The sequence below is a fragment of the Neobacillus sp. S1227 genome (genome assembly GCF_055385255.1).
Genome location: NZ_AP038276.1, coordinates 5,176,729 through 5,189,922 on the forward strand (window position 1 = coordinate 5,176,729; position 13,194 = coordinate 5,189,922).

General features: G+C 47.1%; 9 protein-coding genes. All 9 read right to left on the bottom strand.

Annotated features, from left to right (window positions below):
- Positions 1 to 102: 102 nt before the first annotated feature.
- On the bottom strand, positions 103 to 489 hold the full coding sequence (locus ACZ5AE_RS25925; RefSeq protein ID WP_464567406.1) for an FxsA family protein: 387 nt from the start codon (positions 487 to 489) through the stop codon (positions 103 to 105).
- Positions 490 to 522: 33 nt separating this feature from the next.
- A complete protein-coding gene (locus ACZ5AE_RS25930) occupies positions 523 to 1,008 on the bottom strand; it encodes an SRPBCC family protein (RefSeq protein ID WP_464567408.1) in 486 nt (161 codons plus the stop codon).
- A gap of 211 nt (positions 1,009 to 1,219) precedes the next feature.
- Positions 1,220 to 1,525, bottom strand: a complete 306-nt coding sequence (locus tag ACZ5AE_RS25935) for a hypothetical protein (protein WP_464567410.1) — start codon at positions 1,523 to 1,525, stop codon at positions 1,220 to 1,222.
- A 15-nt stretch (positions 1,526 to 1,540) separates the two neighbouring features.
- Entirely contained in the window at positions 1,541 to 7,303 is a 5,763-nt protein-coding gene (locus ACZ5AE_RS25940) for a hypothetical protein (protein ID WP_464567412.1), read from the bottom strand.
- A gap of 173 nt (positions 7,304 to 7,476) precedes the next feature.
- Positions 7,477 to 8,382 (bottom strand): hypothetical protein, encoded by a 906-nt coding sequence (locus tag ACZ5AE_RS25945; protein WP_464567414.1) that lies wholly within the window; start codon positions 8,380 to 8,382, stop codon positions 7,477 to 7,479.
- Between the two features lie 12 nt (positions 8,383 to 8,394).
- Entirely contained in the window at positions 8,395 to 10,083 is a 1,689-nt protein-coding gene (locus tag ACZ5AE_RS25950; protein ID WP_464567416.1) for a serine/threonine protein kinase, read from the bottom strand.
- 15 nt (positions 10,084 to 10,098) lie between these two features.
- The gene (locus ACZ5AE_RS25955) at positions 10,099 to 10,869 is read right to left on the bottom strand and encodes a PP2C family protein-serine/threonine phosphatase (protein WP_464567418.1); all 771 of its coding nucleotides are present in this window, start codon (positions 10,867 to 10,869) and stop codon (positions 10,099 to 10,101) included.
- Between the two features lie 735 nt (positions 10,870 to 11,604).
- A complete protein-coding gene (locus ACZ5AE_RS25960; RefSeq protein ID WP_464567420.1) occupies positions 11,605 to 11,787 on the bottom strand; it encodes a hypothetical protein in 183 nt (60 codons plus the stop codon).
- Positions 11,788 to 11,893: 106 nt separating this feature from the next.
- A complete protein-coding gene (locus tag ACZ5AE_RS25965; RefSeq protein ID WP_464567422.1) occupies positions 11,894 to 13,186 on the bottom strand; it encodes an FHA domain-containing protein in 1,293 nt (430 codons plus the stop codon).
- Between the last annotated feature and the right edge of the window lie 8 nt (positions 13,187 to 13,194).

Below are 13,194 nucleotides of genomic sequence, written 5' to 3' on the forward strand. Positions count from 1 at the left end.
CTCCTTTATTTTTTAGAATACCTTTATCGAATAAAACAGGGGCCCACCCCCACTGCTTTGCCGCATTAAACTTTTGCAGAAGCAGGGTTTCGAGCCCCTTGCCTATTTTATGATTCGTATATTGCCTTTTTCTATTCGTTTTCTTAGTGCGTTAATCATCAGAAATTTAACCGGCTTTCGGGTTGGAGGGAATAGGAGCAGGAAGCCGAATATGTCACTCAGGAACCCCGGGGTTAACAGAAGGATTCCGCCGATCATGATACAAATGCCATCCAAAACTGCTTCCCCCGGGATTTGTCCCATTCGAAGCTGCTCCTGTGCCTTCCGGATGGTTTGTAGTCCCTCTCTTTTGGCTAAGTATGCTCCTAACACGCCGGTTAAAATAATGAGCAGGACGGTAGGCCAGACTCCGATTGTTTTTCCTGAAAGAAGCAAAAACCCAATTTCCGCTGCTGGCACAGCTATGATTAATAAAAGTAAATACCGCATAAAGTTCCCCTTCCTAATGTCTGATTCCAGTCTTTATTGAATTGGAGATACTTTCTCAACTGCTTGTTTATATTCCTCATACCACTTTTTCCATTCTTCCATCCGTTCAATTACGTCGCCCTCCATCAGGGCCTTGATCACATCAAGGCATACATGCCAGCCTGCCAGGTCCTTCGGGGTATGGGAGGTGAGTTTTTCTATCTTTTCTATCAAAAACAGCTTGCAGCCAGGGGCTTCCGTTGAAAGTTCAAATCGCACCGCCATGTCGCTTCCCCAAGTAAATTCCAATACAGATTGATCTTTGAGGTCCGTGATTTCCATCTTCTCAAAGGTACCGTCACCCATATCGAACTTCATAAACCCGCCTTCACGCAGCTCACCAACTCGAAGCTCGTTAAACCACTTTGCTAATTTTTCGTTGTCCGTTAACAAGGACCATACCTCCCCAACGGAGTGATCAAATTGCCGCTCGAATTGTGCAATGTAGCTATTTTCTAATTTTTCTATGACTGCTAGCATCAGTTTCCTGCCTCCCGTAAAAAATATTGCTATTTCCATTATAGGAGAAACGCCGTTTATTTAAAAATAGGAACTCTATTTTTACCATCTTCTAAGTTTTTTTGAACCCGAATGGCAAAATAAAGGGCAATTTCTCAAAAGGAAACAACTGAGCAAAAAATAAGGCTTGCCAAACCGGCAAGCCCCTAAACATAGGTCATCAAATAGGGAATCAGGTCCCTTCTTCTTTTCTGTAGCCACGCGGTGTGTTGCATTGCGGGCAGGAAGCGTTGTGGGAGTCGAAGGGGCTGCCGCAGCTGCGGCAAAATACGACGCCTGCCCCGGCGGGCTTTGACTGCCCTTCATGCTGCTCCTTTTGCGCCAAGGCATCGGCTATGGCGGCTTGCCCTGTATCCAGTTTGGCCGCCTCCTTTTTAAACCTTCTTAAAATCCCTATAACTACAATCAATGTAATAATATTCACAACCAATCCGACAGCCACGATGATCAACACAAGTAATGATGTATCTTTAAACATAGCCGTTATGACCTCCTATCCTGCTTTCTCGACTGTATCTTCGGCTGTTGCCTTGCGTTTCCGGGCAAGCACTAATGCCACAATCACAGCTCCTAGACCGCCGACACCGCCAAGCGATCCCATGAACAGGGTCTTATTGTTATACCAGCGGACAATTGGATTGGTAGACACAAGAATGTCACTAACTTTTTTGCTAAACTCGTTTCCTGCTGCATCGACAGCAATAATCCTTACGTTCTGCTTGGAGTTTGCGCTTTGGATGTCAAATGTATAGTTTTCTCCATCTGCCTTATGCTCCACTTTTTTGCCATTTAAATAAATCTTGGCACCTTTTAGAACAAGGTTATCTTTCACAGAAACAGTAACGTCCTTCGTCTCAACCGGATATTGCTCGCCGCTCTCAATATCAACCGGAACGATGACCGGAGCGGTCTTGTCGATTCCAAAGGCAATCTCGGCCTGCTTCTTTTCATCGATGTTTTCATTAATGTTGCCTGCAGCATCTTCTGAATAAAGCGCGACCGTATATTTTCCGTCACCGGCAAACAGCGATTTTTTCACCACATATTTATACTGGCTCCACTTGCCGGCACCGCCCGATTCAGTGACGGTATAATCGTTTCCTTCCGCCAGGTCTGAAGGCGTGCCGTTCTTCGTTATTTTCACCTTAATACTATCATGCTTCAAACTGTCAACGTTTGTTTCTGTCACAATGACATCTGTTTCCTTCTTAACATACTTGCCGTCAATCGCCTTCAAGGCATCATCAAACACATACACTGAACCAAAACGGTTTACAGAGAAACGGATGGTCTTGGAGGTTTCATTTCCGGCAAAGTCGACAAGTGTTGCTGTCAACGTATACAGGTCATCGACTTCTTTTTTCTTTTCAAAGTTTTTAAACGTAAACACCTGGCCGTTCGCCCCATCTGCATAGCTGCCGTCAAGCGCTGCTGGACCGCGGTTCGCACCAGTTAACTTGATGCTTACAGCCTTCTGATTAAAATTCGTATCAGAATAGGTTACAACCGGAATGACGTCGCCATTATTGGCCGACTGATCCTGCACGCCGGTAATGGTCAGTTCAGGTGCCGTTTGGTCGACAATAAACTCTTCCGCTTTATAATCGGCCGCCACGTTACCAGCCATATCAGTGAAATCAATGTCAAAGCTGTACTTGCCATCCATTGAATATTGAATGGTTGCGGTGTGAACATCGCCTTTTGAACTCCAGCCGCTCATCTTCGGAAATGCTGCTGCAGCGCCATTATCGCTGGCTGTCCCCGTCACTCTTGTGCGTCCGGCATCAAAGTTGTGCTCAGTAATTGAGATCGTTGCTGTCCGGCCAGCCCGATAATAATTTCCGTTAGCCGCCGAATTGTTGCTGTAAGAAACCTTAATCACCGGAACCGTTTTATCGATCGTAAACTTTTGCTGCGGAACAGCAGGTGCTGCATTTCCGGCATTATCTTTATACTTTATATCAAAGGTATAATCGCCATCTGAAGAGAATTTCACTGTTGCCGTATGGGTCGTCTTATCTGGGTCTGCTGAATTAGCAGCAGTACTCCAGCCAACCATTGATGGCACAGCCCCATCCGTATTGGTAATCAGTTGCTCAACATCCTTCGGATTAAAGTTCCGCTCGGTAATCACAATCGTCGCCGTCCGGTCTGCTTTGTAATAATCAGAGTAATCCGCATCCGGCGAATTGTTGTCATAGGTCACTTTAATCTGTGGCGCGGTCTTGTCGATACTGAACGTCATATCTTTTTCCGTCGTATTGCCGGCCCGGTCTGTCATTTTCACTTTTAGCACAATCGCATTGCTGTTTTGCGCTGCTGTAATGGTTTTTGTCATCTCGGTAACAAGGTTTTTATCTGTCTTGGTTACCTGCCAGCCATCCACATTGCTGCCGTCCGCAAACGTACCGTCATTGTTAATCTGGAGGCGGCCGCTTTGGTTGTTCGCCGTATCATACGGTGCGGCAACTGACCATTCCACATCATTCAAGCCTGAATAAGTGTCGGTAACAGTCAGTTTGACTGGGACATTGTTCGGGTAAAGCTCAAGACCCTGATTGTCGCGATAGCTTGTGTCAGCTTTTTCAAGGTCAATATGCCCTTCTTTGCTGTGCTGCGCTTCATCCTCAATGACCGTGCCGTCCGGTGTGGCAAAAGCACTGGTGTTATCGACATGGTCTGTTGCTTTTGCAAAAATCTGTCCCTTAAAGGCAGCCGGAATATTGAAACTGAACTCGCCGGTTGTCGGAACCGCCGCAATGCTATCAACAGCCGTCGGCGCGATTTCCTTCAGCGATCCATCCGCAAGGACCGCATAGAATTTGCCATTCTCGTAATCTTGCAGATAAAGAACCATCGATTTGACTTCACTCGTCGCTTCAAAGCCAATCACCGGATCCTCCGCTTTGACAGTCACCTGAATCGGCTTTTTAAAGAAGAAGCCATATTCCGTGAGCTCTACAGCTTCTTGAAGACTTTCGGTTGCATCCTCCTGACGGTCATCTGTCGAAAAATGAAAATCAGTAATTATTGGGCTTGTTTCGTCTATGAAAATCGTTTTTTCGACCTGAGATGCATTTCCAGCATTATCAACGGTATCAACAGCAATATGATAGGAACCATCTTCGTTCCTGACAATTCGCGAATCGCCAGTATCCGTTGCAGCCAAATCTGGCCGATGCTGAATGGAATCCATTTCATGGAAGTAATACTCGTCAATAGGCTGTTCGTTCACATTAATGTTTACAGCATTCACACCTGAATCAGCGTCCTTTACATCGACATCGTAGATCACTTCGCCGTTGTAAAACTCTTTTTTATCATCGGCTACATAGGTTGACACGCCATCTTTAGGCGTAATATTGATCGCAGCTGCAGGGGCCGATTTCTCGATCATGAATACTCCGCTGTCTTTTGCCCTAATATTGGAATTGCTCGAGTTCACCAGATATGGCGTCTGGTTCTTGTTGTTTACATTGTCCGTGACTTCGACTTGGAACGTTCCTTTGAAACTGTCCACATCGAGTGTGTATCTGGCTTCTGCGGTTAAGCCTTGGGTTTCAAAGCTTTCCCGAGTTAACGCCGGTGCCTCTTCCCCAGCGTTCTCTGGAACGGCATTTAGCTTTAGGGCCTTGATTCCGGAAGCGTCATCCTTGACCTTCACTGTCACTTCTATTTTTTTATTAAAAAAAGTTCCAAAGCTAAGGTAGTTTAACACCTTGGCAATCGTACTGTCATTCATGACGTTGAACGTAACCGCTTCTCCGTCAGCAAGCACTGGTGCGTTTTCATCGATATAAATCTTCTTCTGTACCGCATCAGCTTTATTGCCGGCATTATCCTTTACTGTTACAGAAAAATCGTACAAGCGGTTTTCCTTGTCTAACGTGCTTGTGTCAATCGGATCAATCGCTGGATTTACTGTCTTTTCTTGAGAAAAATCATATTCTTTGTATTTCTTGTCATTTAGGTTAATCGTCACCTTGTTGACGCCGGATTCCTGATCTTCGGCTTTGATATTTAATTTCGCATCACCGCTGTAAAATTCAGTATCATCAACCACATACGGATTTTTTTCTGAAGCAACCGTTAATTCCGCGGTCGGTGCCTTTCGGTCAATCATGAAATGTCCGTTGCCTTCTGGTTCGATGTTATCCTTGTTGACATCATAGGTTTGGGTGTTATTCACATTGTCAGTTACCTCAACGGAAAAAGTCCCTTCGAAGCTTTCGTCATCAAGGATAAACACAGCCTGCGCTGTACGGGTATCTTTGCTAAAGCTTTCTGAAACCAATGGAACCTTCTTTTTATCGGAGGAGTTCACAGTCTTCGAATACAAAGCAATCTTCTGAACCCCAGATTCCCCATCCTTGGCATTCACAGTAACCTTGATTCCTTTGTTAAAAAACATTCCAAATGTAAGGAAGTTTAAAACCTCTGATAATGTGTCGTCGTTGATTTGTTCCACTTTTACGGCTCTGCCGTCAGCAAGTGTCGGGTTTGTCTGGTCGATATTAATGTTAACCAGTTTATCGGCTGATTGGTTCCCTGCTTGGTCAACCGCCCAAATCTTGTATTGTCCTTTTTCGACTGGACCGAAAGAGTAGCGGTTGGTTTTGACATCGTATTTGACCTCAATCGCAGCGTCCGCTAAATCTGTTGCTTTGCTGTAAAAAACTTTTTCAATAGGAGCAGCGTAGGTGACGCCATCGAAGTTTTCGGCTACATTATCGATTTCACCGGAAACCGTCACGCTGTCACTAAACCATTGCACGTTATTAATCGTCGTTTTGTCTTTTCCATCCAAAGCAGGCTCTTTTATCGCTGGGCCTTGGTTATCAAATACGATTACTACATTACCAGGCAGGTCAATGCTTTGCTCACTCTTTTTCGAGCCAGCAATCTTCACCTTCATGCCCATAATCGAAGTGGATTTATTGATGGTGTACTCCGTTACCCATTTTTTGCTTGAGCGGGCGGAGGTTTGCAGGTTGATAAGGTTGTAGTTTCCAATTGGTGCAACCTTCACCACCGCATCCTTTGAATAGACGCGGATTTCTTTGCCGTCTTCTTTATACGAGTCGATTAATGAACCGGCAGTTGGTGTAATGGAAACGTACTGTGACCAAGTCCCTTCTAGTGTCGGGATTTTCTCGTATGTCACTTCGATTGCTATCGGTTGGATAATATTTTTTACAGTATAAGAATAAGTCCCATCCTCGTTTTCTTTAAAATTATCGTCAGCAGCGAGGTCGACTGACGTTCCATTTACCTTGATGGAGGATACCCGGTAGTCCTCATCCGGGATCATCGTTGCAACAGCCGTCCCATTATATTCGACGGTGGGTTTATCGGGCATCACTTCCCCATTGCCGCCGCTGACACTGGCCGTAACGGTGTAAGAGTTGATGGCAAACTCAACCTTCACGTCATGATTGGCCGTGACATTTGTGAAGGTGTACTTATAGCTGTCTGGCGGGATTGGCGTAACATCCTTAGCTAGGTCGAGATCGTCGCCATCTAAATGAATGCTTTTGACATGAAACCCAGTCAACGGAGTCACGGTGAAAAACGAGTCCTTGCCATGCTGGACATTGACCGTTCCGCCAAGAGAGGTAATGGTTTGGTTTGCGTCGTCCTTTACCGTCCCTTTAAGTGCGTCGTATTGGAAGGTAACGGTGTATGTTTTTAACACAAACTCAACCTCGATGGTGGTATCGGCCATAATCGCTGACATCTTGTGGGTGTAGCTTTGGTTGTTGTTTACCTCCTGTGCAGCCCCCGCGATTTTTACCGACTTAATTTCGTAATTTGATGCAGGCACGATTTCAATGGAAGCATCTGAACCTGATTTCACCTGAACTGGGGCGGTGTACTCCGCTTCATTGATTTTGATCGTACCCTCGCCCGCTGTTACTTTTACTTTCACTTGATAGTTTGCTGTTTCAGGCGGGTCGACTGGGCTTTGGGGTGCGGTATCAGTCGTCTCCCCAGGCACAGTGGTTTCACTTGAACCCGATGTTTCACTTGGAGGAGTTGAATCCTGTGTTGTTGCTTGCTCCCCTGATTCCTTTGTCGGTGTTGTCGTTGTTGTTGAATCTGCTGCTGCATTTTGGTCAGTCCCAGCATCTGCGGTGTCGGTTGTTTGGGCAAACACCGTCATAATTGAGCTGGCTGGTATGTTATAAGCAACCAGCAGAATCGCAAGGATGACCGCTAGAATGCGGGTCGCCCTTGATTTTCTGTTTGTAAACATTTTTCTCCTCCCCTTGAAGAATTACATTTTATTAAAATCCTATTAATTTATTGGCGGCTATCACTTTATTGGCAGCCATTTAGGAAATTTTGCACGGTATCGGGCGGCATAACAGATTAGAACCGCTTTTGTCTGATTTCCCCTCAAAAACTGTCGTAAGATCGGACCCTCTTCTAAATCACTTCATCCGTATGGGTTATCTTGATATCTCGAATAATCTTAAATTCTATCCCTGACATTGGGGTATCGTCTTCATATTCCAATTCGACAGCAGAGTTTAATACGGTTGTTTCGTTTGTTTCTATTAAAACCTCCGTGCCCGCATCTAAGACTTCGGTCCCCGAATATAATATCTCGGTTTCTAGATCCAGCACCTCAGTACCAGACTCAAATGCCTCCGGACCTTCGTACAGTACCGCCGTACCGCTGTCGATAAGAACCGCGGTTTCATTCGAAAGGACCGCTGTCCCTTCAGATCGATGTTCTTCTGCTTGAAAAAGGACCTCCGTCGCATCATTGGCCAACACTTCAGTCGCATCAGAAGGGCCGGACTCGAAAACTGGCATCCTTGAACCTGTAAATCCCGTGTTTACAGTATTAAACTCGTTACCAGTACTTACCGTATTCCCTCTAGCGTCCCCAGTACTACCTGTCAATCCGGTACTAACGGTGCCTGGCATGTTCCCCATGTTCCCTGTTCTTCCAACCGTATCCCCCGGCCTTGCCGTACCGGCGGACAGATTCGCAGGCCCAGCCGTATTCCCGTTCATAACCGTATTTCCAGTCTTTCCGGTCCGGCCTGTATTCCCGGTCCGTCCCGTCCAAAGCCTGCGAACCCCGACCGGCTCCGTCAAAGAACCGCGTTCGAGATTAAACGCATCCGGCTGGTGTCGCTTGCTGCCTGTCATTTTGTTTCGCTCACGAATTTCCTCAATCTGCCTGGCAGCAGTCCGACCCGACAAATCACCGATGATGGCCAAAATGTTCATTTTAAAAAATAAAAACACAGTCACAATTACCAATACGGCGGCGAGGGAATAGCCCACGATCGAAACGATATGCCATGCTGCTGCATTCATTGTGCTTCCCCCCTATTCCTTCCGAAAGGCGTTATCCACGGCTTTTTCAGTGAGGGCAAAACGCTGAATAACTTCCTTTTTAATCGTTTCCGTCTTCTCGGCGGTAACCTCAACATCCCTGGTACTCCGCTTAACGGCCTCAGTCACCGAACGCAGGTCACTTTCCTTCACACCATCCAATTTAAACTTCCGGGCATAGGTCTCAACCGAATACATCGTTAATTTATAGAGTTCTAATTTCACAATCTCACTCTCATCAGGGTTTTGATCAAGAATCTCTAGCAAACCCTTAATGTTTTCCCAATATGGCTTGTATTTCCCTTTGTCCGATGCCTCTTCAATGTGGAGCGTGATATTCTGGTTAAACCGGCCAATATCGCGGTAAATGACGGCCATCTCATAATAATCACTTTTTTTCGAACCGTACTGGACGGCATCCTCAAACCATTGGATGGAGCTTTTCATTCTGGTAATCTGGTTATCGCTCGTTTCGCTTTTCCCATAATCGTAGTAGTACCAATACATTTTTCCAACTTCAAAAGCAAGGTCAGGATAGTCCGGATTATCGCGAAACTCGATGAGGTGGGCGTTAATTTTTTTCTTAAACTGTTCTTCCTCCTCGACCGTAAAGGCTGCATCCCCCTTAAAGGCATTCAACAATCCTAGATAGGCCTTGGTTTCAACAGGTTTAATATCGATTGCTTTCAAAAAATAACTAACTTTTGCCTGATCGGTCGAGGCTTTTTCCCCCATCTGAACCGTTTTATTGTAATCGGCGTTGTTCGTTTGGATATTCATTACTTGACCAACAATGCCAATCCCGAGGCTCAGCACCGCAGCACCCGCAATGGCATAAAAGCCCCGCAGCTTCTTCTTTTGCCTCTCTCGATATAAATCATCGGCCTCTTCATAATGGTTCAGTGCATACATCAGCTCAGCACACGATTGATAGCGGTGATCTGGGTTAAGCTGGGTGCATTTTTCAATAATCCGCTCCAATCCGCCTGACAACGAAGGGTTCCAATGCCTTATTGGATAAAGCTCATACGGCGGCTCGGTCGGATTGTGTCCGGTGACTAGATGATAGAGTGTCACGCCAAGGCAGTATACGTCAGTACGCGGGTCAGTCTGACCCTTCCCGCCGAACTGCTCAGGGGCCGCATAGCCCTTCGTTCCCAGGCTGATGGTATCAGCAAGGTTTTGCTCCTTGTATTCGCGCGCAATCCCGAAGTCAATCAGCTTCAGATTGCCATCCGGCTTCAACATCACGTTTGCCGGCTTCATATCCCGATAAATAATCGGCGGGTTGCAGGTATGTAAATAAACAAGTACCTCACAAAGCTGCTTCGCCCATTCAATCACCAGGTCCTGAGGCTGGGCACCGTACTCCTCCAAAATCTTGTTTAGCGGTTCGCCTTCGATGTAATCCATGATAACGAAAATAACCTTGCCATTGTCGATTATGTCAACAATCCGCGGCAGGGCCGGGTGGTCGAGCCGCTTGATCATGTTCGCTTCGGCGATGGCGCTCTGGATGATGACTTCGTTGTTCTTGTCTCTGCCTCTTTTTTCAATTTCCTTCACGGCCCACTGCTTGTTCAGGCGTTTATCCATCGCCAGGTATACCTTGGACATCCCGCCTTGGCCGATCAGCTTCAGTATTTCATATTTTCCGTCGATAACGGAGCCAATTGCTGCCACGTGAAATCCCCATCCCTACTGAATTTTTACAAGCAGCACAGTGATATTGTCTGTTTCCTGTCTTTGCTTATTAAGTTCCACTAAGTGGAATGCGTGTTGTTCCATGATTTCCTCGTTTTTTAACGACTGCGGGGCAAATGCTTGAAAAATCTCCTGGTCGCTCAGCATGTGGCGGAACCCGTCAGAACATAGCATATAGACTTCGCCAGGGTTCGCGCGGCCGTGGATAAATTCTGGCTCAACCAGCTTGGAGGCCCCGATACATTGCAGAAGGACATTCCGCCGCGGGTCGGTTTTCGCCTGCTCCGGTGTGATCGTGCCCCGCTTGACGTCTCTTGCGACTACCGTCTGGTCCTCTGTCAAGATTTCAAGCTGGCTCTCACCGATTCGATAGACACGCGAGTCGCCGACATGGCCAATCAGCATGAATGCTGTATCGATCAGAAGCAGCGCCGTAATCGTCGTGCCAAGCTGAATCCTCAAGCGGCGTCCGTACTCAGCAATCCGCTGGTTCTGCTCTTTGATAATCCGCTCCCAGCGGTACTGGATATAGTCCCAGTCCTTCCGGGCAAGCTGGGCCGGGAGCTCAGTTTCAAACCAATCTGAAAAAGCACGAACGACACTGGCACTGGCCACTTCCCCCTTGGAAAGCCCGCCCATCCCGTCGCAAATGACAGCTAAAACAACCTTTCCGACCGATGTTTCAGCAACCTTTATGAGCAGGCTGTCCTGATTCGTCGGTTTTTTAATCCCGGTATCTGTAACTGCCGTGCATAACACTTCCATTTTCTAAAACTCCTTGCCTAAATAATCGGTGCTGCCCGTCATCACTTTAACGCAACACCGCAGATGGGGCCTCCCCCCCGAAATGCGGCACTGCCAATATAAGGGCCCTTTCTAAAAAATTGTTGCCTTTTTCATAATTAATCGCTTGGATGATTCATCGGCTCCGAGCTGCTTAGCCTATATGAATTCTGCATACGGACAGATTCGCTTGGCTTCCCAGCGGTTTTGTCCGTAGAACCCATTCCTGCGGACATTTCCTTTGCTTTTGCAACCGGTTTTGTCCGTAGACACCTTTCCTACGGACATTCCCTTTGCTTTTGCAACCGGTTTTGTCCTTAGAACCCATTCCTGCGGACATTTCTTCTGCTTTTGCAACCGATTTTGTCCGTAGACGCCATTCCTGCGGACACTTCCTTTGCTTTTTCAACCGGTTTTGTCCGTAGAACCCATTCCTGCGGACATTTCTTCTACTTTTTCAACCGGTTTTGTCCGTAGACACCATTCTTGCGGACAGTTCTTCTACTTTTTCAACCGGTTTTGTCCGTAGAACCCTTTCCTGCGGACAGTTCTTCTACTTTTTCAACCGGTTTTGTCCGTAGAATCCTTTCCTGCGGACAGTTCTTCTACTTTTTCAACCGGTTTTGTCCGTAGAATCCTTTCCTGCGGACAGTTCTTCTACTTTTTCAACCGGTTTTGTCCGTAGAACCCTTTCCTGCGGACAGTTCTTCTACTTTTTCAACCGGTTTTGTCCGTAGAACCCATTCCTGCGGACAGTTCCTTTGCTTTTGCAACCGGTTTTGTCCGTAGACGCCTTTCCTGCGGACACTTCTCGAGTTTTTTCAACCAGTTTTGTCCGTAGACTCCATTCCTGCGGACAGTTCCTTTGCTTTTGCAACCGATTTTGTCCGTAGACACCATTCCTGCGGACACTTCTCGAGTTTTTTCAACCAGTTTTGTCCGTAGACGCCTTTCCTGCGGACAGTTCCCGAGTTTTTTCAACCAGTTTTGTCCGTAGTTACCTTTCTTATATATAAAACGTAAAATCCTCATTAGCCAGCCGCAGTTTGGTGCCTGAAAAGATTTCAACTTCCTTCATGACTGGGATCACCCGGCCATCGACGTACGTTTTGTTGGTGGAATTATTGTCGATGATGTAACAGCGGCCTCCCCTTGTAATAATGTCGGCATGACTGCGGCTGATGGCGTTATTGTTGGAAACAAAATAATCGCAATAGTTCCGCTCCTTGCCAATCCGAAAGACAGGCTTGTTAACGCTGATTTCTTCCTGCGTTTTTTCCCTGACCAAGTAGGGGAAACTCGGCTCCTCGTATACATCAGCACCGAGCACTGTCGTCCCTCCAACATCTTCCACACCCAATACCGTTGTCTCGCTAAAGTGCACTGTCTCCGGCGGCAGTGCTGGAGCAGGTGCCGGTGCAGGTTCTCTTTTCTCCACCGCAGTCGACGGGACCGCCGGCTGCTCCGGCATCCCTGCTATCCCCTTCAACTCCGTCCCGCAAGCCGAACAAAACCGGGCATCCATCAAACAGTCCGCCCCGCACCTTGGGCAAGCCTTTAATTTTTTTGAAAAATCGTGTGGTTGACCGAACGGATTATAGGCAATGCTCGCAGGGCGCCCCTTTGATCCCGCCGGAGCGCCGCCGCCTGTCTTTCCAGCCATATCCCCGGTCCTCACAGACTCCCGGGTACCTTCGCCAACGCTGCCCGTGGAACCGGATGGCAGATACCCTTTGCTATCGACTGTCTTCCCCAGCAGTTCAAGCAGCAATTTTTCAAAACCATTAATAGAAAACGGGCTGTGGCTGCGGAAATAAGCCAGGTAGCTCGATACATAGCCATTGTCTTCGTGCTTGTTAAACACCACCCGAAACGGCAAATCTTGAAAAAAGTCGGGTGCCACGCTGGAATTTTGGTTGTTCACGAGCGGCCAGTAGATGCATTTGACCTCTTTCGTCCTTGGGTCGAGAAAAATCGTTTCCCAATTCAGCATCAGGTTGCTGACATTCAGTAAATTCTTCTCGCATACTTTGACGGCCTCCGCAACCCTTGCCATTGTCCCCAGGAACTTCTTCTTTGTCACAATCCCGCTAAAATAGGATTGCAGCGTCATCATCCCGTCGACCTGGCACCTTAAGGTAAGGCCCTTTTTCGTCTTCTCGGCGGTTACCGGCAGAAGACACCCCACAAACCCAGCGGCAATCGCCTTCAGCTCCCGCTCATTGATTGCCTCGGGGTCGATCAGCTTATTTACGACCATATATTTATTTGCCTGCTGTTCAACGGTTGTTTTTCCCATAACTATCT

What these genes read in the sequence shown, in the direction of transcription:
- ACZ5AE_RS25925 (WP_464567406.1), bottom strand. Translation starts at nt 489, where the DNA reads ATGCGGTATTTACTTTTATTAATCATAGCTGTGCCAGCAGCGGAAATT.
- ACZ5AE_RS25930 (WP_464567408.1), bottom strand. Translation starts at nt 1,008, where the DNA reads ATGCTAGCAGTCATAGAAAAATTAGAAAATAGCTACATTGCACAATTC.
- ACZ5AE_RS25935 (WP_464567410.1), bottom strand. Translation starts at nt 1,525, where the DNA reads ATGTTTAAAGATACATCATTACTTGTGTTGATCATCGTGGCTGTCGGA.
- ACZ5AE_RS25940 (WP_464567412.1), bottom strand. Translation starts at nt 7,303, where the DNA reads ATGTTTACAAACAGAAAATCAAGGGCGACCCGCATTCTAGCGGTCATC.
- ACZ5AE_RS25945 (WP_464567414.1), bottom strand. Translation starts at nt 8,382, where the DNA reads ATGAATGCAGCAGCATGGCATATCGTTTCGATCGTGGGCTATTCCCTC.
- ACZ5AE_RS25955 (WP_464567418.1), bottom strand. Translation starts at nt 10,869, where the DNA reads ATGGAAGTGTTATGCACGGCAGTTACAGATACCGGGATTAAAAAACCG.
- ACZ5AE_RS25960 (WP_464567420.1), bottom strand. Translation starts at nt 11,787, where the DNA reads ATGGTGTCTACGGACAAAATCGGTTGCAAAAGCAAAGGAACTGTCCGC.
- ACZ5AE_RS25965 (WP_464567422.1), bottom strand. Translation starts at nt 13,186, where the DNA reads ATGGGAAAAACAACCGTTGAACAGCAGGCAAATAAATATATGGTCGTA.